Raw genomic sequence first — 20325 nt, forward strand, 5'->3', positions numbered from 1 at the left:
CACCGTGACCTGCCGTTGTGGTTACGGATGCCAGACGTCGAGAGATCTACACCGCTAATACTTGTTACCACACCGTGATGCAGCATCGCCGGAACGGACAACCCTGCATGCCCGTGCCGTCAGGAACCGTACAGACATCGGCCCTGCTTAATCAATGGAATGGCAACAGCACTGCCATCCGACCGACTGGATGCTGACCAGAGGGCTGATACGGCCGGACGGCCCGCATAGGTCGGCTTCGGTCCACGATTGGCGACAGGGAGTCCCGGCCCGCTAGATCGGATCTAGCGGGCGCGTGTCGTCACCTCGCGCCTTCAGTGTGGAAGGGAGGTGGGCCATGGCACCGTTGCGGATCGCCGTGATCGTCGGCAGCACCCGGGAGGGACGGGTCGGCGACCGGCTGGCGCAGTGGTTCGTCGAGCAGGCCGCGCGGCACGACGACCTGGCGGTGACGGTCGTTGACCTGACCGAGTACGACTTCCCGGCCGCCTACCCGGCCGAGCCGACCGCGTCCATCCGGGCGTTCGTCCGCGAGGTGGGCCGGGCGGACGCGTTCGTCGTGGTCACCCCCGAGTACAACCACAGCTTCCCGGCACCCTTGAAACAAGCCATCGACTACGCGTACGACGAGTGGCAGGCCAAAGCGGTCGGCTTCGTGTCGTACGGCTGCCGGTCCACCGGACTGCACGCGGTCGACCAACTACGTACCGTCTTCACCGCACTGCACGCGACGACGGTGCGCGACGTCGTCGGGATCGACCTGCTCGCCGGCGAGCCGACCGCCCAGTGCACCGACGAGCTGCAACGCGACGTCGGCGTCCTGCTCGACCAGCTGCGCTGGTGGGGTCTGGCGCTGCGCGACGGCCGGGCGGCTCGACCCTACGTCTCCTGAACACGCCCAACACGAAAGGTAAGGATCATGAGTAGACGCACCACCGGTCTGGCCATCGAGGCCCAGGGGCTCACCCGCTCGTTCGGGGACACCCGGGCGCTGGCCGGCATCGACCTCCAGGTGCCCGCCGGCACCGTCTACGGTCTGCTCGGCCCGAACGGCGCGGGCAAGACCACAGCGGTCCGGGTGCTCGCCACGTTGCTGCGGCCCGACGGCGGCTCGGCCCGGGTCTTCGGGCACGACGTGGTCACCGAGGCCGACAAGGTCCGTTCCCGGGTCAGCCTCACCGGCCAGTACGCCTCCGTCGACGAGGACCTGACCGGTACGGAGAACCTGGTGCTCCTCGCCCGCCTGCTCGGCCTGCGCAAGCCGGCCGCTCGGGAGCGCGCCGCGGCCCTGCTGGCCGCGTTCGGTCTGACCGAGGCGAGTGACCGCCAGGTGAAGAAGTACTCGGGCGGGATGCGGCGACGCATCGACATCGCCGCCAGCATCCTGAACACCCCGGATCTGCTCTTCCTCGACGAGCCGACGACCGGCCTCGACCCGCGCAGCCGCAACCAGGTGTGGGAGATCGTCCGGGCGGTGGTGTCGCACGGCACGACGGTGCTGCTGACCACCCAGTACCTCGACGAGGCCGACCAGCTGGCCGGGCGGATCGCGGTCGTCGACCACGGCCGGGTGATCGCGGAGGGCACCCCGGGTGAGTTGAAGTCGTCGATCGGCTCCGGCACCGTCCACCTGCGACTGCGCGACCCCGCTCAGCGCCCCGAGGCGGAGCGGGTGCTCCGGGAGGCGCTCGACGTGCCGGTGCAGCTCGCTGCCGATCCGGTGGCGTTGACCGCCCGCGTCGGCGAGGCCGGCACCGACCTCGACGCCAGCGCCCAGGCCGCTCGCGTGCTCAGTGACCTGGCCCGCGCCGGCATCGTGGTCGACAACTTCTCTCTCGGCCAGCCGAGCCTGGACGAGGTCTTCCTGGCCCTGACCGATCACCCCGCCGTGCCGACCGACGAGCGCGACGACGAGCTGGAGGCAGCCCGATGAGCGACACCACGACCACCACGGCCGAACGGGCGCCGTCCGTCTACGTTCCGTCCGCCGAGGCGCTGGCTACCGTGCTCGCGCCCGGTGCCCGACCGCCCCGGCCGAGCGCGCTGGGCGCGTCGCTCACCTTCGGCTGGCGGGCCATGCTGAAGATCAAGCACGTTCCGGAGCAGCTCTTCGACGTGACCGCGTTCCCGATCATCATGGTGCTGATGTTCACGTACCTGTTCGGTGGCGCCCTCGCCGGCAGCCCGCGCGAATACCTGCAGTTCTTCCTGCCCGGCATCATGGTGACCAGCGTCGTCATGATCACCATGTACACCGGCGTCGGCCTCAACACCGACATCGAGAAGGGCATCTTCGACCGGTTCCGGACGCTGCCGGTCTGGCGCCCGGCCGCCCTGGTCGGCATGATCTTCGGCGACGTGCTGCGCTACATCCTCGCCGCTCTGGTGATCCTGGGCCTCGGGCTGGTGCTCGGGTTCCGCCCCGAAGGCGGGGTGGTCGGGGCTGCCGTCGGGATCGGCCTGCTGGTCATCTTCTCGTTCGCGTTCTCCTGGGTGTGGACGTTCTTCGGGCTGATCCTGCGCAGCGAGAAGTCGGTGATGGGGGTCAGCATGATGGTGCTGTTCCCGCTGACGTTCCTGAGCAACGTCTTCGTCGAGCCGAGCACCATGCCCGGCTGGCTTCAGGCGTTCGTGAAGGTCAACCCGGTGACGCAGCTGGTGGCCGCGATCCGGGGAGCGATGAGCGGCGAGTCGGACCCGTCGGCCACGATGTGGCTGCTGCTGTGGAGCGCCGGCTTCGTCCTGGTCTTCGGCACCCTGACCATGTACAAGTACAACCGCCGCTGACCTGCCCCGACCCCGACCGACGGGTGCCGCCACCGCTGTGGCGGCGCCCGTCGGCTGTTTGGTCGTCGATCAGACGACCGCCGGCACCTCGGCTCGGGTGATGCCGCGCAGGCGGCTCGCGTCCTGGCTGGGTGGCGCGCCGAACTGGCGGCGGTATTCACGGCTGAACTGCGACGGGCTCTCGTAGCCGACTCGGCTGCCCACCCCGGTGACGTCGTTGGGGTGCGTGGCGAGCAGGAGCCGCGCCTCCTGCAATCGGATCTGCTTCTGGAACTGGATCGGGCTCATCGCGGTCACCGCCTGGAAGTTGCGGTAGAACGCCGACACGCTCATCCCGGACAGCCGCGCCAGATCCTCCACCCGGAACGCCTCCGCGTAGTGGTCGCGGATCCACCGCACCGCGCGGGCGATGTGACTGAGGCTGCTGTCGGCCAGGCCGAGCTGCCGGACCGCGGCACCCTGCTCCCCGCTGAGCAACAGCCAGAGAATCTCCCTTTTGATCAGGGGCGCGAGCACCGTGACGTCCCGGGGCCGGTCCAGCAGCCGGAGCAGTCGGACCACCGCGTCGCCGAGCTCGTCGGGAGCGTCGCTGACCACCATGCCTGACGGTGCCCCGCCCGGCAGGGGCGGGAGGTCGCCCGGTGCCGCCTGCAACAGCAACTCCGCGACCGTGGCCGGGTGCAGCACCAGCCCGAACCCCAGAGCGGGCGTGTCAGCACTGGCCTGGGTGAAGCGGCCGGTGACCGGCAGATCCACCGACGCCACAAGGTACTGGCCCGCGCGGTACTCGTACACGCGGTCGCCCAGCGCCATCCGCTTCGCGCCCTGGGCGATGAGCGCCAGCACCGTGCCCGACATCGACGTGGTCGGGGCGGTCTGCTCATCGACCTTCGAGACGAGCACCCCGTCGATGGCGGTGCTCATGTCCGGCCGGGCGTGGCGGGCCAGCAACGCCCGCAGCTCATCGAGATACACGGCTCGATTGAAGCACATGACCGATGCTCGTCAAAACGAGAGGATCGGGCAAGGACCAGAGAGCATCCTTATAACGTTTCCGCTGGTAGCGATGCTCTTATTGAAGTGTCAGTTTTCCGAGATCGCAGCAATAGTTCGCCGATTAGGAGTCACTTCGATGACCGTTCACCACGGATTCCAGGCCACCATGACCGCCCAGCCGGGAAAGGCGGACGAGCTGATCCACCTGTTGCTCGACGCGCCGTCCCTGCCCCACGACGACTGCCTCGTCTTCATGGTGTCCCGCTCGGCCTCGAACCCCGACGTCGTCCACGTCATCGAAGGCTGGACCAGCGCCGAGGCGCACAGCGCGTTCTTCGCCGGGGAGCAGGCGCAGGCCCTGGTCGCGAAGCTTCAGCCGCTGCTGGCCGGCGACTCGACGTACAGCGACGCGGTGCCGGTTGGCGGCAAGGCGAGCTTCTGACCCGGCAACCCCTCACCGACCCCCGTAGAACCGAAAGGACTCCCCATGAACCCCACCCGACCGGCCATCGACCCCGAGTTGCTCGCACCCCTGGCCGAGCTGCCGCCCATGCCGCCCCTCGGCCCCGAGGTGATCGAGCTGCTCCGTCACTTCCCCCAACCGCCGATCGAGACGCACCTGGACGGCCGCGCGGTCGAGCGGCGCGAGGTCACCGTTCCCGCGAGTGACGGCACCCCGATCCCGCTGTCGATCTTCAGCCCCACCGGCCTTAGGGCCGACGCGCCCTGCGTCTACTGGATCCACGGCGGCGGGATGATGTGGGGCGACCGCTTCTCGAACATCGACGTCCCACTGGAATGGCTCGACCGGTTCGGCGCCGTCGTGGTCACCGTTGACTACCGGCTGGCACCGGAGGCAACGGGTACGACCCTCGTCGACGACTGCTACCAGGGCCTGCTCTGGGTGGCCGAGAACGCCGCTGACCTCGGCATCGACCCGGCCCGCATCGTGGTGGCCGGCGCCAGCGCCGGAGGTGGCCTGGCCGCCGGTGTCACACTCATGGCTCGTGACCTCGGCACCCCGGCCATCGCCGCCCAGTTGCTGTCGTGCCCCATGCTCGACCACCGCAACGAGACCACCTCCAGCCATCAGTACACCGGCCCCGACGGCGTGTGGACCCGGGAGATGAACGAGTTCGGGTGGCGCAGCGTGCTCGGCGGGCACAGCGCCTCGGCGTACGTCTCACCGGCGCTGGCGGACGACCTCTCCGGACTGCCGAGCACCTACATCGACGCCGGCACAGCCGAGGTCTTCCGCGACGAGGACGTCAACTACGCCACCCGGATCTGGGCCGCCGGTGGCCAGGCCGAGTTGCATGTGTGGGCCGGCGGCTTCCACGGGTTCTCGGCGTTGTTCCCGCAGGTCCGCGTCTCGGACGCAGCCCGGCGCGCCCAGGCCGACTGGCTCGCCCGAGTCCTGGACCCCAGCCCTGATCTCAAGGACTGACCCGGACCCGCGGCCGGTGTCGACCACGCGTCGCGCCGGCCACGGGCTCAGAGCCGCCAGGGCAGCGGCGAGGGTGGCAGGTAACGGCACGTGCTGCCGGTCGAGACGCAGTCGCGTAGGTGGCCGGCGAGCGCTGGGTGCCGCTCGTCGAGTTTGCGCAGGGTGTCCCGGATTCGCGCGGTCACCGTCTTGCGGGCCCGCTCGGCCTCGTCGCCCAGGCGGCGGCTCCGCCCCGCCAGCCCCGCTGCGGCACGTAACTCGTCGAGCAGGGCGCCCCGCTCGGCGTCCAGCTTGGACACCTTGAGGGCGTCATCGCGCGCGGCCGCCCGGTCGATCTCCTCGTCGAGGCGTGCCAGGTGCCGCCGGTAGCGGGCCTTCGCCTCGTCATCGAGGACCGGATCACCACCCATCCGCCGGGCGGCGACCAGCTCCGGCCCGGCCGCCGGGTCGAGCAGTTCGACAGCCGGTACGTCACTGCCCGGACGGCTGAGCAGCAGGTGCAGGTCATGCAGGCCCTTGGCGTCGGGCAGGTGCACCACGACACCGTCGTACGCGAGCTGCCAGACCGGCCCGTCGCGCCGAAACTCGTACCCCTCGATCGCTGGCGCGACCGCCGTGGCCTGGCCGGGCCCGGCTGCCGCGGCCGGCGCGACGGCCTGGTCCGGCGCGACGGCCTGGTCCGGCGCGACGACCTGGGGTGCGGTGGCGGTCTGCTCGGCTGCGTTGATGGGGGCCGGTTCGGCGATCCGGTGCAGCACCTGCGTCATACCGAGAGCGGCTGCCTGCTGAGCGGTGGTGGCGCGCAGCGCGGCCAGTGTCGCGGCGTCGCCCGGGTGGCCCCGGCCGGCGAGGGCGTTCACGAGGCTGGCGCGGGTGATGAGCGACCAGGTACGGGAGCCCAGCCGGTCGGCGGACGCACGGGCGGCCGTGAAGCCGGCGATGGCGTCGTCCCAGCGTTGCTGAGCGACGTCGACGAGTGCCAGCCAGTGGTCGACCGGGCCGCTGACGTCGCAGCCGAAGAGCGCCACCATCCACTCTCCCCGGTGCGGGGCGAGTGCGGCCCGTGCGGCGTCGCAGCGCTGCGGGTCGGCGGACGCGGCGGCGGCCTGCGCGCGTAACCGTAGCCAGATCGGCGACACCGGGCGCGGGTAGCGAATGGCAGCGGCCTCGATGCCGGCGGTCAGCCGAACCGCCGTCTCGCCGTCGCCCCGCTCCGCGGCGGTGATCGCCCGCAGCAACTCCTGGTAGGGGTAGTCGATCGGGGCCAGCGCGTCCAGCAGGGCGTCGGCCTCGGTGAACCGACCTTGGAGCAGCAGCCGGGACCAGCGCAGGTGATGGCCCATGAACCCGAACTCGGCGTGGCTCGGGTCGGAGAAGTCGCTGAGGATGGCGAACCGCTCGTCGGCCTCGGTGAAGTCACCCCGGAAAGCCGCGATGATCCCGCTGTCGATGGTCGCCGCTATGCGGTGCCGGCTGGCGTCGCCGCCCCTGTCCGCGTTGACGAAGGTGGCCAACTCCTCGTTGAAGTGCGGGTCGCCCAACTCAAGTAGCGCCACCCAGCGCAGCGAGGTGGCCCACAGCTCGGTTTCCCGGTCTCCCGTACGACGGGCCACATCCCGGATCTCGGCGGTCAGCGCGGCGCGGGCCGCCGCGGTGCCCAACCCCCAGGTGGTGTCGTGGCGGGCCCAGAGGCTGAACGTCAGCGCCTCGTCGTCCTGCCCTCGACGGGCGATCGTCTCGGTGGCGGTGATCAGGTCGGCGACCAGCGCGCCGACCGACGCGTCCGGGGCCGGTTCGCCGATCAGTTTTCGGTAGGCGTCGCGCACCAACTCCGCCGCGTCGATCGAGTGAACGGTCTCCACCTGACGGGCCCGGTTCACGATCAGGGCGACGCGGGCCAGCAACACCGGGTCATCGAGCGTGCGAGCCAGCGCCCCGGCCTCGGCGAGCAGTGCGGCGGACTCCTCCCGGCCGGCGTGGTGATATTGCCCCTCGCCGAATTCGACGAGGATCCGGACGCGTTGCTCCCGGTCCTCGACGACCTCCAGCGCCCGACGGAAGTGCACCGCCGCCTCGTCGGCGGCGAGCCGGACGAACGCGTCCCGCCCGGCCGCGACCAGCAGCGTGGCCACCCGGGCGCGGTCGAGTGCGGGGCCCGCGAGGTAGGCGTGGCGGGCGAGGTCGGCCGGGACCAGCCGATCGGTGAGCTCCCGCAGGTCGTCGACCGCCCGGACGATCGCGCCGTGGCGCGCCTGCCGCTCGTCGTGGGACAGCCCGTCGTAGAGGGTCTCGCGGACCAGGTCGTGGGCGAAGGCGAACCGGCCGCCGCCCCGGGCCACCACCAGTCGGGCGGTCACCGCACGGTCGAGCAGCCGGTCGACCTGCGCCACCGGGGCAGCACCGCAGGCCGCCAGGACCTGACGGTGGAACTCGCGGCCCAGCACGGCCGCGACGGTGAGCGCCTCGACCACGGACGGCGGCAACTGGGCCAGGCGGCGGCGCACCGCTTCCCGTACGCCGGGGGCGATCGTGCCGGCCGCGTCGTCGGCATGCCACAGCCGGGCCGTCTGCTCGATGAAGAACGGGTTGCCGCCGGTGCGCCGGTGCACCTCGTCGACGAGGTCGGAGTCGGGTGCCCGCCCGGCGGTGCGGGCCATCAGCGCGGCCACCTCGTCGCGGGAGAGGCCGGTGAGAGTGATCGAGGTGGCCTTCGCGAGCAGTGGCATCAGCAGCGGGCGCAGCGGGTGCTCGCCCGACTCGATTTCGGCGTCACGGTAGGTGCCGACCAGCAGCAACCGCTCGAACCAGGTGTGCTGGGCGGCGAAGCTCAGCAGCCGCAGCGAGGCCGGGTCGGCCCAGTGCAGATCGTCGAGGACGACCACGACCGGCCGTTGCTGGGAGACCGCGACCAGCGCGGCGGTCACCGCGTCGTACAGCGCGAACGCCTCCTGGTCGGCGCTGTCGGTGTTGATGCCGGCCCAACTGCTGAGCCGTTCGGCCTGCTGCTTGCTGGTGTCGGTCTCGCCGAGCAGGGCCGCGAGGGCCGGCTCGGCATCCGGCCGTGCCACCGCCCAGTCGTCGGCGGAGCGCCGCAGGCCGCGCAGCACCTGCACCCACGGCCAGTAGCCGGGGGCACTGTCGGAATCCCAGCAGGCGGCGCCGAGCACCAGTGCGCCACGGTGCCGAGCCTCCCGGGCTGCCGACGTGACGAGGGTCGTCTTGCCGATGCCCGGCTCGCCGGTGACCAGGACGAGACCGCCGTGGCTGGTGGTGGCGCGATCCAACTCGGCGCGGAGCAGACCCGCGGGGTGATCCCGCCCGATGATGGCGTCGCCGAGCGCGTCCATGGTTTCCAGACGGTACTGGAACCGTCCGACAGCGCGAGCGAGTTAGCCGGCCCGAACGCCTCGCGGGATCTCACCGGTCCAGGTGGGTTGGGAGCCTTTGGAGCTGATGCCGCCAACGAGTCAGCCCCATCACACCCCATGCTTCCCTATTCGGGGTATCGTAGGGAGCGATGACGGAAGAAATGTACTCAGTTGAGCAGGTGGCCGACCGGCTCAATCTGCATGTGCGCACCGTGCGCGGCTACATCCGCTCGGGCCGGCTGCGCGCGGTGCGGATCGGCAAGCAGTACCGGATCGCCGCCAGCGATCTCGACGCCCTCACCGGACAGGCCCCGACCGCGCCCAGCGTCGCCAGGCAGGCGGAGGTGTCGAGCATCGTCCAGATCGACGGTGTCGACAGAGCCGCCGCCGACCGGCTCGGCACGCTCGTGCTCACCAGCGCCAACACCGGCCACGACCAGGCCAACCCGCTGCGGGTGCAGACGGTGCACGACGAGGAACGCCGCCGCTTGAAGATCATCATCCTGGGTGACCCGGCCGCCACCGCCGAGTTGCTGCACCTGCTCGACGCCGTGCTCAACGCCGACAACGGCCTGCTCGACCGGGAGGTCCACGATGCCTGACGAGATCCAGGAACGCGCCGGAGTGCCGGTGCTGGTCTGCGACCCGGCGGGGCCGCCGGTGGCCACCGAGCAGGACGCGCTGGACCTGATCGGGGCGGCGTTCCTCGGCGCTCAGGTGGTCGCCGTGCCGGCAAACCGACTCGACGAACGCTTCTTCTCGCTGGGCACCCGCTTCGCCGGCGACGTGATGCAGAAGTTCGTCAACTACCGGGTGCGGCTGGCAGTCATCGGCGACATCTCGGCGCAGCTCGCGGAGAGCTCCGCCCTGCGCGCGCTGGTGCACGAGTCGAACCAGGGTGGGCAGATCTGGTTCGTCCCCGACCTCGACGCGCTCGACACCCGCCTCCGCGCCACTCGATAGCCACCTCACCGGTCGGGCACGACCGCCATCTCCACCGCGTCCGGCTCCACTCCCCTGATCCGAGCCTGCTCGGCCGCCCACCGCAGATAGGCCAGCCACTCCTCGGACGACCACCCGTTGCGCCGGCCGACACCCGCCTCGGCGGGCAGTTGCCCGGCCACGACCCGGTCGAGGATCAGGGGCTGCACGCCGCCCGCCCCGCGCCGGTAGCCGACGAAGTAGAGGACCTTCGTGCACAGGCCCGGCCCCAACCAGGGCAGGCGAGCGTGGTCCGGGTCGCGGAAGCGGCGGTACGCCGTGCGCAGCGCGTCCTCCTCGGGCGCTGGCGTGGACACCTCTTCCAGCGCGTACGCCAGGCGTTTGCCGTGCGGATCGGCCTCAAGCGACCTGGCGGCGCGCCACGGGCCGTACCCGATGGGTCCGTAAGCCCAGACCAGCACGGCCGTCAGTAGTTGCCGTGGGCTCGCGGACCCCGCCCGGTACGCGTCGGCCACCGCGAAGACGTCGCGCCGCCAGAGCTCGCCGGTCGTCGGCAGCGTGTCGGGCCACGCATCCGGTGGTAGCCCAGCCCGCCACCTGTCCATGTTGAACCTGACCGGGGCCCGCTCCCCCGGCAACACCACACCTTCGGTCGTCTGCATGGTCGCCTCCCACAGATCGCGCACTCGCGGAACTCCGTGGTTCGGACGCTATGGTCGGGCGCTTCCACCTGCCGCCCGCCGACGGCAAATCGCGGTATCGATTGCAGGTGCGCCGGTCTTGCGGGCAGCCAGCATCCGGCGGGGTCGAGAACGTCGCACGGTTGACCTACGGTGCTCCCGTGCTTCCCCGAAACGCGAAAATCATCGATCAGGTCCGTGCCGAGGCGCTGCACCGCGGCATACCCGCCGCCGACGTGGAGCGCTGGCTGGGGCTCGCCCGCCCCTCCGCCCTCCTGACACAGGGGGGTGACGGACCGGTCGTGGGCGTGATCCGCGGACCCGTGATGCTTCCGGCCGACGCCGAGGACCCCGATTACCCCCTGATCGCCACCATCGACTGCGCCGCTCTTCCGGCAGACGTGACCGACCTTCCACTACCGTCCGACGGCCAACTGCTGCTGTTCGGCTGGCCCGAGGAAAGCGGCTGGGGCGAGGTCAGATATGTGCCGGCAGACGTGGCGGTCGAGGAGCGAGCGCAGTATCCGCCCGACTTCCCTCCGGACGACGACGAGTACGCGGAGGTCTATTACGAGATCCCGCAGGGCGATCTGCACCTCACCGTCGACATCTCTCTGCCCTACGTCAAGACGATCCCAGGGCCCCCGTGGTCTCCGCCGCTGCCGGGAGATCCCCCGTTCGAAGAGATGACCAAGGTGTGGCAGGACGTCCTGGGCAAAGTGCCGGACGGCATGTTCTGCGCCGGGGGCCCGACGCCGCTGCTGTTGGGCGGCTACGGCACTGACTGCAACGGTTTCAACCCCGCGTGGTTGGGCGCCAACCCCTCGGGCCGGTCCGGCCACGACGGAGGGATGCGCGGTCGTGGCGGGCCACCCGACCATGGTGACTGGGTTCTGCTGGCCGAGTTCCACGGCGGCAGACAGGGCGGCGCGAGCATCCACTGGGTGATCCAGCGTGCCGACCTGAAGGAACGACGCTTCGACCAGGCCCGCGTCCTCGTCTACTGGAACCCGTGAGGCCGGACGAGCACGGACGGCACGGCCTGTCGGGGCCGACCGACTGCGGGTAGCGACGCCGCGTGGCCACCCCGAACGCCGGGGTGGCCACGCCGGACGACCTGCCGGTTACGCGGTGGCGCAGATGGCGTACGCCATGTCGGACCAGTTGCCGGCGAAAGGCGGCTCCAGAGGCTGTGCGGCCGATGTCAGTCGGGATGGGCGGCGGGCGTGCCGGTCCGCAGCAGGTTCGCGAGGTCGTCCATCGCCGCCTGGAAGTCGGTGCGGTCGGCGGCGTGGAACCGCCGGAAGAACCAGTCCGGGACGCGCGCCTGCCCCTGCCTACTGTGGAAGATCAGGTCCTGGGTCTGCCGGGCGAGGGTCAGCAACTCCGCCTCGGTCGCCGGGTCGGCGTCGTGCCGGGCGGCGGCGGCGACCTGCTGCTGGAGGAGCGCGAGGGCCCGGTCCCGTTCGGCGGCCACCCCGCGCTGACCCCGGTAGATCTCCAAACCGAGCAGCAGCACGCCGAGCGACGGCACGAACCACTGCGTCAGCAGTGCCGAGACGGTCAGGTCGGCGGTCACCGCGAAGACGACCCCCACCGTCGCCCAGAGCGCCACGCCGGCGAGCACGGTGTACGCGTACCGTCGGCGCACCCGGGCACCCCACCCGAGGTTCTGCTGCTGGCAGGCGAGCACGTCGTACGGGCGGGGCAGGTCGGGGACCTCGTAGTAGTCCCGGAGGTACTGCTCGTCGCCCCGGTAGGCGCGGTCGAGGCGGCTGACCTCTGGCGGGCCGACCGGGTCGCCGGCCGCGACCGCGTTCCAGGGCAGCCGGAAGAGTCGTACGTCGAACATCTCCTGGAGCACGGCGGCCCGGCGGAGCTGCCCGGTCGACCAGGAGCCGAGCCCGATCGCGTTGACCACCGCCCAGAGGGCGCCCACGGCGGTGACGGCGTTGGCGGACACGCCGGTGAAGGCGACCACCGCCCCGGCGACGCCAATGGCGACGGAGAGCGCCATTCGGAGGTTGTCGAGGCGTTGGGCCCTGCGGTGGCAGACCGACATCGCGTGCAGCAACGCCATCATTTCGGGTCGGCGCTGCCGCTGGAGCAGGGTCTCCGTGCGCTCTGTCACCTCAACCTCCCGTTCCGTGACGATCGTATATCCATTCATCGACATGTCACGGATTGCATTTTTCCGGGAGCGTTAAGTGACTCTTTATTACCTTTAGGTAGGGTGCGGGATCCGCTGCGAATTAATGCCGCGTTCGCCCGAAAATTGAGGTAGCTTGACCTTCGCGTTTACCCGCGCACCCCTCACTCGGACGTGCCACCCCTGCCCGTCCGCGTCCACTTTCACCACTCGTGGAAGGTCCAACGGCGGACATGGGCGACGGTCTCGTTGACGAGTTCGAACGGTACGTAGCGGATGTGACAGTCACGGCCGCGCTGCGGCAGTGGGCGGCTGGCCGCGACGCCGTCGTTCGCCCCCCGTGCCATCCCGGCCGACGACGTGGGCACAGCGAGGCCGAGCTGATCCCGGTGATCGCCGAGCGGCGTGACGGCCGGAACGCCGAGCAGCTGTACGTCAAGGTGCTGCCCACCGCGCAGGCGGCCGAGGAGGCCGCCCGGCACGCCAGGGCTGTCACTCTCGATCCCGGCTTCGCGGAGCGCCACCTGGTCGGTCAGCCGTACCCGCCGTACCCGGTCGGAGACGGCCGGTACCTGATGTTCCAGGACATCGCGCACGGCGCCGAGCAGCTCGTTCCACTGGCCGAGGTCCGCGACGACCAGCGCAAGGACGCCTACAAGGCCCTGCTCGACGAGGTGTGGAACCACTGGTACCGCCAGGGACGGCGAACCAGCCGCACCAGCGTCGGCCGATTCGTGCGCCGGGAGTTGACCGACGCCGGGGCCCGGGACGAGCTGTCCGAAGCCATGAATTCGCTCGGCCTCGGCGACGTCCAGGGCGACTGGCTGCATGACGCAGCGACCGGGGCGGTGCTGCCGCACCCACTGCGATTCGCCGAGACCGGTTCGCTCTTCGCCGACGACCAGCTCGACCAGCTCTGTGGGGCGTCGCACGGCGACCTGCACGAACGCAACGTCCTCTATGCCTGCTCCCGGGCCGGCCAGGTGCACGTCAAGAAGTTCTGCCTGGTGGACACGGACCGGTTCGCCGTGGACGCGCCACTCACCCGCGACCAGGCCACCCTGCTCCTGGACGCCGTCCGCCCGGACGTGGCGAACAGCCCCCGCGGCGTCGACACGGACGCCCTTCGCACCCTGCTGATCGACCCGGAGGAACGCCCTTCGGACCGGCTGTCCGCGCGGCAGGTCAAGGCGATAAAAGCCAGCTACTCGGTCGGGTTGGTGGTGGCCAGGACGGGCAACTGGGGGGTGAGCTGGCGGGCGCAGTACCTGCTCTCCCTGCTGAGTCAGGCGCTGATCAGCTGCACCTACGAGGACGCCGGTCGCGCTGGGCGGGCCTGGTACTTCCAACTGGCCGCCTACGCGGCACACGCCTATCAGCGTGAGTTCCGCCCCGATGTCGTCCCGCCGACGGCGACCGGCCTGCCGACCCTGCCGCAGGCCGACCCGCTTCCACAGCTCGCGTTTCCGGGCAACGACCAGTCGGCCCGGTTCAACGCGGTGGGACCGCAACCGAGCCAGCAGAACCGGGGTGCACCGCTGGACCGGCCGCCCTTCGAGCAGACGCCTCGCGCGCTGGACGCGGAGGCGGCGGCGCGGCATCGGGGCGCGGTACCGATCTCCCAGCGGCAGACCTCGGCCGGCTGGTACGCGCTGCCCCACCGATCGGTGACCTCGCCCATCGGCCGCAGCAGTGCGTCGGGGTGGCCCTCGGCGCGGGACGGAGGGCGACACGTGAATCGGCCGGCCCCACGACAGACCGGCTCTGCCCGGACCACCAGAGTTCCACGGCCTCGCCGCCCAGCGGTCGAGGAAGTGGTCCGGGTCCCGACCGCCACCAGCCGGTTCAGCCGGCTGCCACCGAGGGCGCGGGCGGTCCTGGCGATCCTGCTCGGTGGGGTGTCCCTGACACCGCTGGTGGCGATCGGGGCCACCACGATCAGGGGGCGCGACGAGGCCCGGGTCGTACCGACGACCGAGGCGACACCTGGCACCCAGCCGTCGACGGGCAGCACCCCGACGGTCGTCGGCAAATCGGGCCGCCTCACCGATCTCGCGCTGGCCGTCGCGGGCATCGCGCCGACCGCCGCTGCCGGGACGTACACCGTCTCCTGTCTTCGGGTCTGGGCACCGGCGGACCTCGCGCCCGGGATCGATCGGAACAGCTACCGGGACGAGACGCTGTGGTGGACCGCGGAACTGTCCGGCCGCCGGGTCGTCACCCCGGTGACCCGCGGACGCCGGTCGGGCGCGCCGGCGACGTTCCGCTATCTCCCGGGTGACCTGTCCGAGATTCCGCCAGCGCCGTCGGTGGACCCGCAGGAGCTGCGGCAACAGCTGGCTGCGCAGCTGGGCGAGCTACCGCCGGAAATGCGCACGGCGGCCGGGATGCTGACCGTGGTCAGCCGCATCTTCCGCTACCACCTGTTGAGCCCGGGTCAGGTCTCGGCGCTGCTGTTCGAGCTGGCGGCGACGCCAGGCATGCAGGACCGGGGCGCGTACCCGGATTGGGACGGCCGTTCCGGGCTGGCTTTCAGCGCCGACGACACGCAGGGCCGTCGGGAGACGTTGCAGTTCAACCCGCTCACCGGCGAGTTGCTCAGCCACCAGACGACCACGGTGGCCGATGAGCAGATCCTCGACTATGTGCTGTTCCTGCCGAAGCGGCGGACCGACCGGACCATCGCGCCCGACTGCGCCTGAGACGATCACGCCGCGCGGGTCATCGGCAGCGACGGTCCACGTAGTTCGGCCAGTTCCGGTAGGGGGACGCGTCGCTGCGGACCCGGTTGCCCGCCCCGATGTCGAAGAGCCGGGTGTCGTAGTAGTAGAACGACACCGTGCCACTGCCGAGGTTGTAGTGCGCCGACTCGACCCGGAACTGCCAGTGCCAGGTGGCGAGGCTCTGCCGACCGCAGTCGGAGAGCCGGCCCCGGGGGTAGCCGTAGTTGGGCCACTCGTAGAAGCAGTACCAGCCCGAGGGACAGTCGGCGGCGGCGAGCGTCCCGATCGGTCGTCGCAGGGTCACGATGAGCGCCCCGCCGTCGTAGCTGATCTCGTTGTCGTTGAGCGCCTTCCCACCAGGGTGGGTTGACAGATAATCCGCTATTTCCTGACTTTCGGCGGCTCCAGCATCTGCCGGACCGGGTGCCGGAAAGACGATCAAAAGCCAGCAGAGTACGGCCGCGAGCACGGCAGGAACCGGACGTGGAATGGCCATTCGACACCTCGCGATGTGGGCGCGCAGGGACGGACGGGCGGCAGCACCGGCCAGGTCAGCTGGGCGGCGTGCGCGGAGAACCGATGGATACGCCGCCTGGTCAGCGTATTGAGCCAGATTGATTGATCGCCAGGCGAAATCTGTGCAGAATTTTGACAATGCGCAATTCCGGCGCACACCGGCCAGCAAGTGGGACATTGCATTGACCACGATGCATGACGGTTACGATTCGGTCATGCCTGCTCGCCGCGTCACCGCCACCATCGCCCTCGCCGCGCTGGCGAGCCTGCTCGCCGTCAACGCCGCCCGCGCCGACGGGCCGGCGATCAGCACCCCGGGCACCCCCACGGTGGTGGCCAACGATCCACATCAGCTCACGCTCAGCTGGGCGCCCTCCGCCTGGGTCGAGCCCGGTGCGGAGCAGCCGATCAACTACGAGGTGCAGGTGCCGCTGGGCCCGAACACGTACCGTTTCCTCGGCTCCATCACCGACACCACGATCACGCTGACCGACCTCGCACCCGGCACGACGTACCGGATCGCTATTGCCGCCCGCGCGCTCGGCGGCTACTCCGACACCTCGCCCACCACCACAGTGCGTACCGCCAGCGGACGTGCCACGGTGAGCTACCTCAACCTCGACTGGTCCCCCACGAACAACCAGATCCAGCACCTCCTGAAGGTCACCAACACCGGCACCGGGCCGCTCGACCTGAGCACTGTGCAGGTGCGCTACCACCTGCGCTTCGAGGGCGGCAACACCTCGCTGGTGCCGAACTGCGACTGGGCCGCGCTGGGTTGTGACCGGGTCCGGCAGACCGTGCAGTTCTTCGTTCCCCCGGGCGGGCCGCCCAGCGGGATGACGACGCCAGCACCGCCGTACCCGGCCCCGGGAACGCCGGTCCCCGGCTGGGTGGAGCTGACCTTCACCGACGGCACACTCGCGCCGGGCCAGTCGACCGGGCCGATCCAGCTACGGCACCACCGGCACAGTTGGAGCACCATCGACGAACGCGACGACCCGAGCTGGCTCGCCGCCACCGGCCAGTGGACCGAGAACGACCGGATCACGCTGGACGTCGACGGGGTACGCGAGTTCGGCGACACCATCAGTTGACCCAACAGCACCGCCTCCTCGGACGGTCGAACGCCTCAAGCCCTTGGCTTGACCGGTCACCTTACGATCCGCTCATGCGGCGTGAGGAGATAGACGGAGTTACTGTCATCCAACGCAATGTGCCTGGCCCCCTGGCCGCGTCGTTGACCTTTGGGTGCGGCGCCCGCGACGAAGAGATCGACTCCATCGGCCTGACTCATCTCGTCCAGCACCTGGTGGACTGGACCGAGGATCATGTCGCGGAGAATCACCAGGACAACATTTGGATGAACGACACCTCATTCCTCGCAGGTGGCCCACCTGATCAGGTCGTGAGGCATTTCGCCACGATCTGCTCGGCTATCAGTAATCTCCCGCCCGAGGATCTGTCCGACGCCGTCGAGGGCCTCGATGCGGACAGCCGGTACGTCTCGAACATCGACGAAGGTCTGCGCGACCCGTGGGGAGCGCTGCTGTCGCGGCGTTTCGGGCCGAGCGGATACGGCCTGTCGCGCTGGCCCGCAGTGGACTACAAGCTCTTCACAGCGGACGAGATCCGACGGTACGTCGAGAGGTTCTTCACCAGCGGCAACGCGGTCCTCACAGTGACGGGCGAACCGCCGCAGGCGATGCGACTCCCATTGCCCGCCGGCCCGCGAGTCACCCGCAGCACACCACTCGTCAACAACCAAATGGGACCGATCTGGTACGCCGACGAGGTCCGTGGTGTCGCGCTGATGGTCGGTGTCGAACCCAGCGCGGAAGCGGTCCTTCTGATGTGGGCACTGCGGTCGCGAGTCGCTGAGGCAGTAGACGATGCCGGGGTGGCCAGTGGTGCGGAATTCATGTGCGAGGTCGTCGACAGTACGCGGCACGAGCTCGGGTTGAGGGTCACGCCAGACTTCGGCAGGAAGGGCAAGAATTTCGACGCCACCGTCGCGGCGGAGCTGCTCTGGGCCGAGCTGCAACGGCTTGTCGCCGATGGGATTGATCGAGTGGAGATCGCTGACCGGGTGCCAACGCAGCGCATGGCCATGGAGGGCGACATCGAATGGATGCAGTCGATCAGCAACCTTCAATCCTTGACCCACCAGGAGCTGCTCGGCACGGCTGAGATCTACAGCTCGGAATCACTCAGCGAGCTGACTGGGCTTACTCCGGAAGCGACGCGGGACATCGTGTCGGGCTGGCTCTCCAGCGCCATGATCGTCGTACCGTACGGGTCGAAACCCAACCTTCCTCGCGCCACCGAGGATTCCTGCCGGACCACCCGTTTCATGCCAGCAGGTGAGGTCGTCAGGCCGCCGTTCTCCAAGCGGTTCCACAACAAGGCCAAGCTGGTCATCGGCATCGACGCGATCTCTACGGTGGACGGTGACGGGAACGTGCACACCGTCCCGCTGTCCCAGGCACTCGTGGTCGAGCGGTTTGGCGTCATCCGGCTCGCCCACCTCGGCCACGGCTGCGTCACCACGATCTCGGACTTCGCTGACGCTGCCGACAAGCTCCGGGCCGTCCTGCCGCCGCGGCGTTTTCGCCAGGCCGTCAGGCAGCTCAGTTCCAGCTGGTAACCGAACGTCGAGGATCATGAGCGGCGTGCAGGCGCGGGCCGGTCGGAGTTCGTCCGGTAGGCACACCATCAGCAGGTGAAGCCCCTGGGCAGGTGGATGCGCGCGGCGGGGATGCCGAGAGCGGGCAGCCGTGACCGCGCGGCGGTCAGCATCGCGGGTGGGCCGCAGAGGTAGATGTCCTGGCCGGGCTGGTGGTGGCCGCGGGCGATGGTCAGGGCATCGCCCTGCTCGGCCGGCTCCGCGCAGGGGTCGTCGGAGAGGGCCGGCACGATGGTCAGCCAGTCGTGCGCGCATTGCAGCTTGTCGAGGGCGATCGAGTCGTACAGGTCGGTGAAGGTGCGCGCGCCGACGATCAGCGTCACGTGCCGGCCGTCCGGTGCGGCGGCGACCTGCTCGACCAGGGCGCGCAGCGGCGCCAGGCCGGTGCCACCGGCGACGAGCAGCAGATCGTTGGTGCTCGCCGGGGCGAGGCTCAGCCCGGTGTCGCCGGGTGGGCCGAGCCAGAGCAGCTCGCCGGGGCGTACCTCATGGACCAGGCGGTGGGAGACGGTGCCGGCGGGTACGGCGCGGACGTGCAGCTCGACGGTGCCGTCCGCCCGTGGCGCGTTGGCCGGTGAGAGCCAGCGCCAGTGCCCGGGTAGGCGCGGCGTGCAGACCGGGACCGCCTGACCTGGCTGGAACGGCAGTCGCCGCCAGGGACGTACCGTCAGGATGGCGATGTCGGGCGACGGCCGATCGTGGCCGATCACCTCGACGTGCCACCAGGCCCGGCCGTCGCCGGCCTGCGCGGCGGCGCGGTGGATGGCGTGCGTGGCGCGGCACAGGGCGCGCTCGGCGGCGATGGTGAGCTGCGGCGTCCACAGCGGGCGCGCGTGACGGGCAACGGTGGCCAGCAGCGCGTCGCCGATGGTGGTGGCGTGCGGGAGCAGGTCGAAATGACGGTACGCGTGGCCGAGCACCCGGAGCAGCGCCGCCCGACTCGCCGGGTCGTCGCCGCCGACCAGGAGGCGGCCCAGCGCGGTGAAGAACAGCGGCGCGTCGCGATGCGGGAGCAGCCCAGCTCGGCGGTCTTCGACTGTGCACCAGAAGTCTGCGGCGGCCCGTACGTCGACCGACTCCCAGGCAGCGGCCAGGCTCACGCGGGCCGGGTGGTCGTCGTCGATCACGGTGGGCATGCCGGCTCCAAGTCGACTCGTTGGCTGGCACCGGGGCGGGAGGAGCTGCGCCGTTGAGGGCCGGCGCAACTCCGAGGCCGAGCACCCGCCCCGGGCCATGCGTCGACTGTCCCGGCTGACCAGGCAGAGCGGCATGTCACGGTGATCGTTCGCGGCATACGTGATCGGTATGCGCTCGACGTCGTGACGGTCGAATCGGGCAGACTGCGGGCATGACGGAACGCCCGGTGCTGTATCTGGTCGTCTGCGCCGCGGGTCCGGCGGAGCACATCGACGAGCTGGTCGACCTCCTGATCACCGACGGGTGGCGGGTGTGCATGATCGTCAGCCCGACCGCCGCGACGTGGCTCGACCGGGCGGCGTTACAAGACAAGACCGGCTATCTCGTACGCGTGGAGTGGCGGATGCCCGGCGACCCGGAGCCGCACCCGCCGGCCGATGTGGTGGTGGCCGCGCCGGTCACGTTCAACACGGTCACGAAGTGGGCGCTGGGGATCAACGACACGCTGGCGCTGGGCGTCCTCAACGAGTCACTGGGTGCGGGGTTGCCGATCATCGCGTTTCCGTACGTCAAGGCGGAGCTGGGCGCGCACCCGGCTTATGCCGGTCACCTGGAGGTGCTGCGTGCTGCCGGCGTGGTCGTGGCGGATGGGAAACCGCTGAATTCGGTGAACGGGCCAGGGCGTTGGAGCGTGGTCATCGAGGCGCTGCGGGCGGCGCGCACGTCCTGAACGGTTGCCGCCTATCGGCGGTCCTTTGACGATATGCGTCGCGTGTATACCAGCGCTCCACGCAGCGTGTTCAATGGATACGCTCGATGAGGCGAGATGGACGGAGCCGCCGGTGACACGCGCGAACTGCCCACGGTGCGGCGGACGGCTGGCCCGGGACAACG

General features: G+C 70.2%; 18 protein-coding genes. 12 read left to right on the forward strand and 6 right to left on the reverse strand.

Annotated elements, in window-relative coordinates:
* Window positions 1–337 precede the first annotated feature (337 nt).
* From ACFYP0_RS06870 to ACFYP0_RS06880, 3 genes are read left to right on the forward strand one after another with little or no spacing between them, the layout of a single operon-like run.
* Window positions 338–892, forward strand: coding sequence for an NADPH-dependent FMN reductase (locus ACFYP0_RS06870; protein WP_386994900.1), 555 nt, complete (start codon window positions 338–340; stop codon window positions 890–892).
* Window positions 893–919: 27 nt separating this feature from the next.
* The gene (locus ACFYP0_RS06875; protein WP_355494312.1) at window positions 920–1933 is read left to right on the forward strand and encodes an ATP-binding cassette domain-containing protein; all 1014 of its coding nucleotides are present in this window, start codon (window positions 920–922) and stop codon (window positions 1931–1933) included.
* Window positions 1930–2787 (forward strand): ABC transporter permease, encoded by an 858-nt coding sequence (locus tag ACFYP0_RS06880; protein WP_355494313.1) that lies wholly within the window; start codon window positions 1930–1932, stop codon window positions 2785–2787. Before ACFYP0_RS06875 ends, ACFYP0_RS06880 begins: the two co-directional genes overlap by 4 nt.
* 69 nt (window positions 2788–2856) lie before the next feature.
* Here ACFYP0_RS06880 and ACFYP0_RS06885 read toward each other — a convergent pair whose 3' ends face one another.
* Window positions 2857–3762 (reverse strand): AraC family transcriptional regulator, encoded by a 906-nt coding sequence (locus ACFYP0_RS06885; protein WP_355494314.1) that lies wholly within the window; start codon window positions 3760–3762, stop codon window positions 2857–2859.
* A gap of 157 nt (window positions 3763–3919) precedes the next feature.
* Here ACFYP0_RS06885 and ACFYP0_RS06890 point away from each other — a divergent pair, with 157 nt between their 5' ends.
* On the forward strand, window positions 3920–4225 hold the full coding sequence (locus ACFYP0_RS06890; protein WP_355494315.1) for a putative quinol monooxygenase: 306 nt from the start codon (window positions 3920–3922) through the stop codon (window positions 4223–4225).
* 45 nt (window positions 4226–4270) lie between these two features.
* Window positions 4271–5230 (forward strand): alpha/beta hydrolase, encoded by a 960-nt coding sequence (locus tag ACFYP0_RS06895; protein ID WP_355494316.1) that lies wholly within the window; start codon window positions 4271–4273, stop codon window positions 5228–5230.
* 47 nt (window positions 5231–5277) lie between these two features.
* Here ACFYP0_RS06895 and ACFYP0_RS06900 read toward each other — a convergent pair whose 3' ends face one another.
* Window positions 5278–8577 (reverse strand): ATP-binding protein, encoded by a 3300-nt coding sequence (locus tag ACFYP0_RS06900; protein WP_355494317.1) that lies wholly within the window; start codon window positions 8575–8577, stop codon window positions 5278–5280.
* A 170-nt stretch (window positions 8578–8747) separates the two neighbouring features.
* Between ACFYP0_RS06900 and ACFYP0_RS06905 the strand changes: the two genes are divergently transcribed.
* Both ACFYP0_RS06905 and ACFYP0_RS06910 read left to right on the forward strand, forming a co-directional pair.
* Window positions 8748–9200: a helix-turn-helix domain-containing protein gene (locus ACFYP0_RS06905; protein WP_355494318.1), complete on the forward strand. Its 453-nt coding sequence runs from the start codon at window positions 8748–8750 to the stop codon at window positions 9198–9200.
* A complete protein-coding gene (locus ACFYP0_RS06910) occupies window positions 9193–9561 on the forward strand; it encodes a DUF4180 domain-containing protein (protein ID WP_355494319.1) in 369 nt (122 codons plus the stop codon). The genes ACFYP0_RS06905 and ACFYP0_RS06910 overlap by 8 nt, the downstream gene beginning before the upstream one ends.
* A 5-nt stretch (window positions 9562–9566) precedes the next feature.
* Here the strand turns inward: ACFYP0_RS06910 and ACFYP0_RS06915 are convergent, their stop codons facing one another.
* The gene (locus tag ACFYP0_RS06915) at window positions 9567–10202 is read right to left on the reverse strand and encodes an 8-oxoguanine DNA glycosylase OGG fold protein (RefSeq protein ID WP_355494320.1); all 636 of its coding nucleotides are present in this window, start codon (window positions 10200–10202) and stop codon (window positions 9567–9569) included.
* 50 nt (window positions 10203–10252) lie between these two features.
* On the opposite strand from ACFYP0_RS06915, the gene ACFYP0_RS06920 reads away from it, so the two are divergent.
* Window positions 10253–11236 (forward strand): hypothetical protein, encoded by a 984-nt coding sequence (locus tag ACFYP0_RS06920; RefSeq protein ID WP_386994906.1) that lies wholly within the window; start codon window positions 10253–10255, stop codon window positions 11234–11236.
* Window positions 11237–11424: 188 nt separating this feature from the next.
* Here ACFYP0_RS06920 and ACFYP0_RS06925 read toward each other — a convergent pair whose 3' ends face one another.
* Window positions 11425–12351, reverse strand: coding sequence for an S-4TM family putative pore-forming effector (locus ACFYP0_RS06925; protein WP_386994908.1), 927 nt, complete (start codon window positions 12349–12351; stop codon window positions 11425–11427).
* A gap of 251 nt (window positions 12352–12602) precedes the next feature.
* On the opposite strand from ACFYP0_RS06925, the gene ACFYP0_RS06930 reads away from it, so the two are divergent.
* A complete protein-coding gene (locus ACFYP0_RS06930) occupies window positions 12603–15071 on the forward strand; it encodes a hypothetical protein (RefSeq protein WP_386994909.1) in 2469 nt (822 codons plus the stop codon).
* Window positions 15072–15090: 19 nt separating this feature from the next.
* Here ACFYP0_RS06930 and ACFYP0_RS06935 read toward each other — a convergent pair whose 3' ends face one another.
* Window positions 15091–15588 carry a peptidase inhibitor family I36 protein gene (locus ACFYP0_RS06935; protein ID WP_386994911.1) on the reverse strand — a complete coding sequence of 166 codons (498 nt, stop codon included), beginning with the start codon at window positions 15586–15588 and terminating at the stop codon, window positions 15091–15093.
* A 235-nt stretch (window positions 15589–15823) separates the two neighbouring features.
* Here ACFYP0_RS06935 and ACFYP0_RS06940 point away from each other — a divergent pair, with 235 nt between their 5' ends.
* The gene (locus ACFYP0_RS06940) at window positions 15824–16705 is read left to right on the forward strand and encodes a fibronectin type III domain-containing protein (RefSeq protein ID WP_386994913.1); all 882 of its coding nucleotides are present in this window, start codon (window positions 15824–15826) and stop codon (window positions 16703–16705) included.
* A gap of 74 nt (window positions 16706–16779) precedes the next feature.
* Complete coding sequence (locus ACFYP0_RS06945; RefSeq protein WP_386994915.1) at window positions 16780–18255, forward strand: hypothetical protein; 1476 nt, start codon at window positions 16780–16782, stop codon at window positions 18253–18255.
* A 68-nt stretch (window positions 18256–18323) separates the two neighbouring features.
* Here the strand turns inward: ACFYP0_RS06945 and ACFYP0_RS06950 are convergent, their stop codons facing one another.
* Window positions 18324–19430 carry an FAD-binding oxidoreductase gene (locus tag ACFYP0_RS06950; protein WP_386994917.1) on the reverse strand — a complete coding sequence of 369 codons (1107 nt, stop codon included), beginning with the start codon at window positions 19428–19430 and terminating at the stop codon, window positions 18324–18326.
* A 212-nt stretch (window positions 19431–19642) separates the two neighbouring features.
* On the opposite strand from ACFYP0_RS06950, the gene ACFYP0_RS06955 reads away from it, so the two are divergent.
* Window positions 19643–20161, forward strand: coding sequence for a flavoprotein (locus ACFYP0_RS06955; RefSeq protein WP_386994919.1), 519 nt, complete (start codon window positions 19643–19645; stop codon window positions 20159–20161).
* The last annotated feature ends 164 nt before the right edge of the window (window positions 20162–20325 follow it).

Source organism: Micromonospora arida, from assembly GCF_042873195.1.
GTDB classification, from domain to species: Bacteria; Actinomycetota; Actinomycetes; order Mycobacteriales; family Micromonosporaceae; genus Micromonospora; species Micromonospora arida.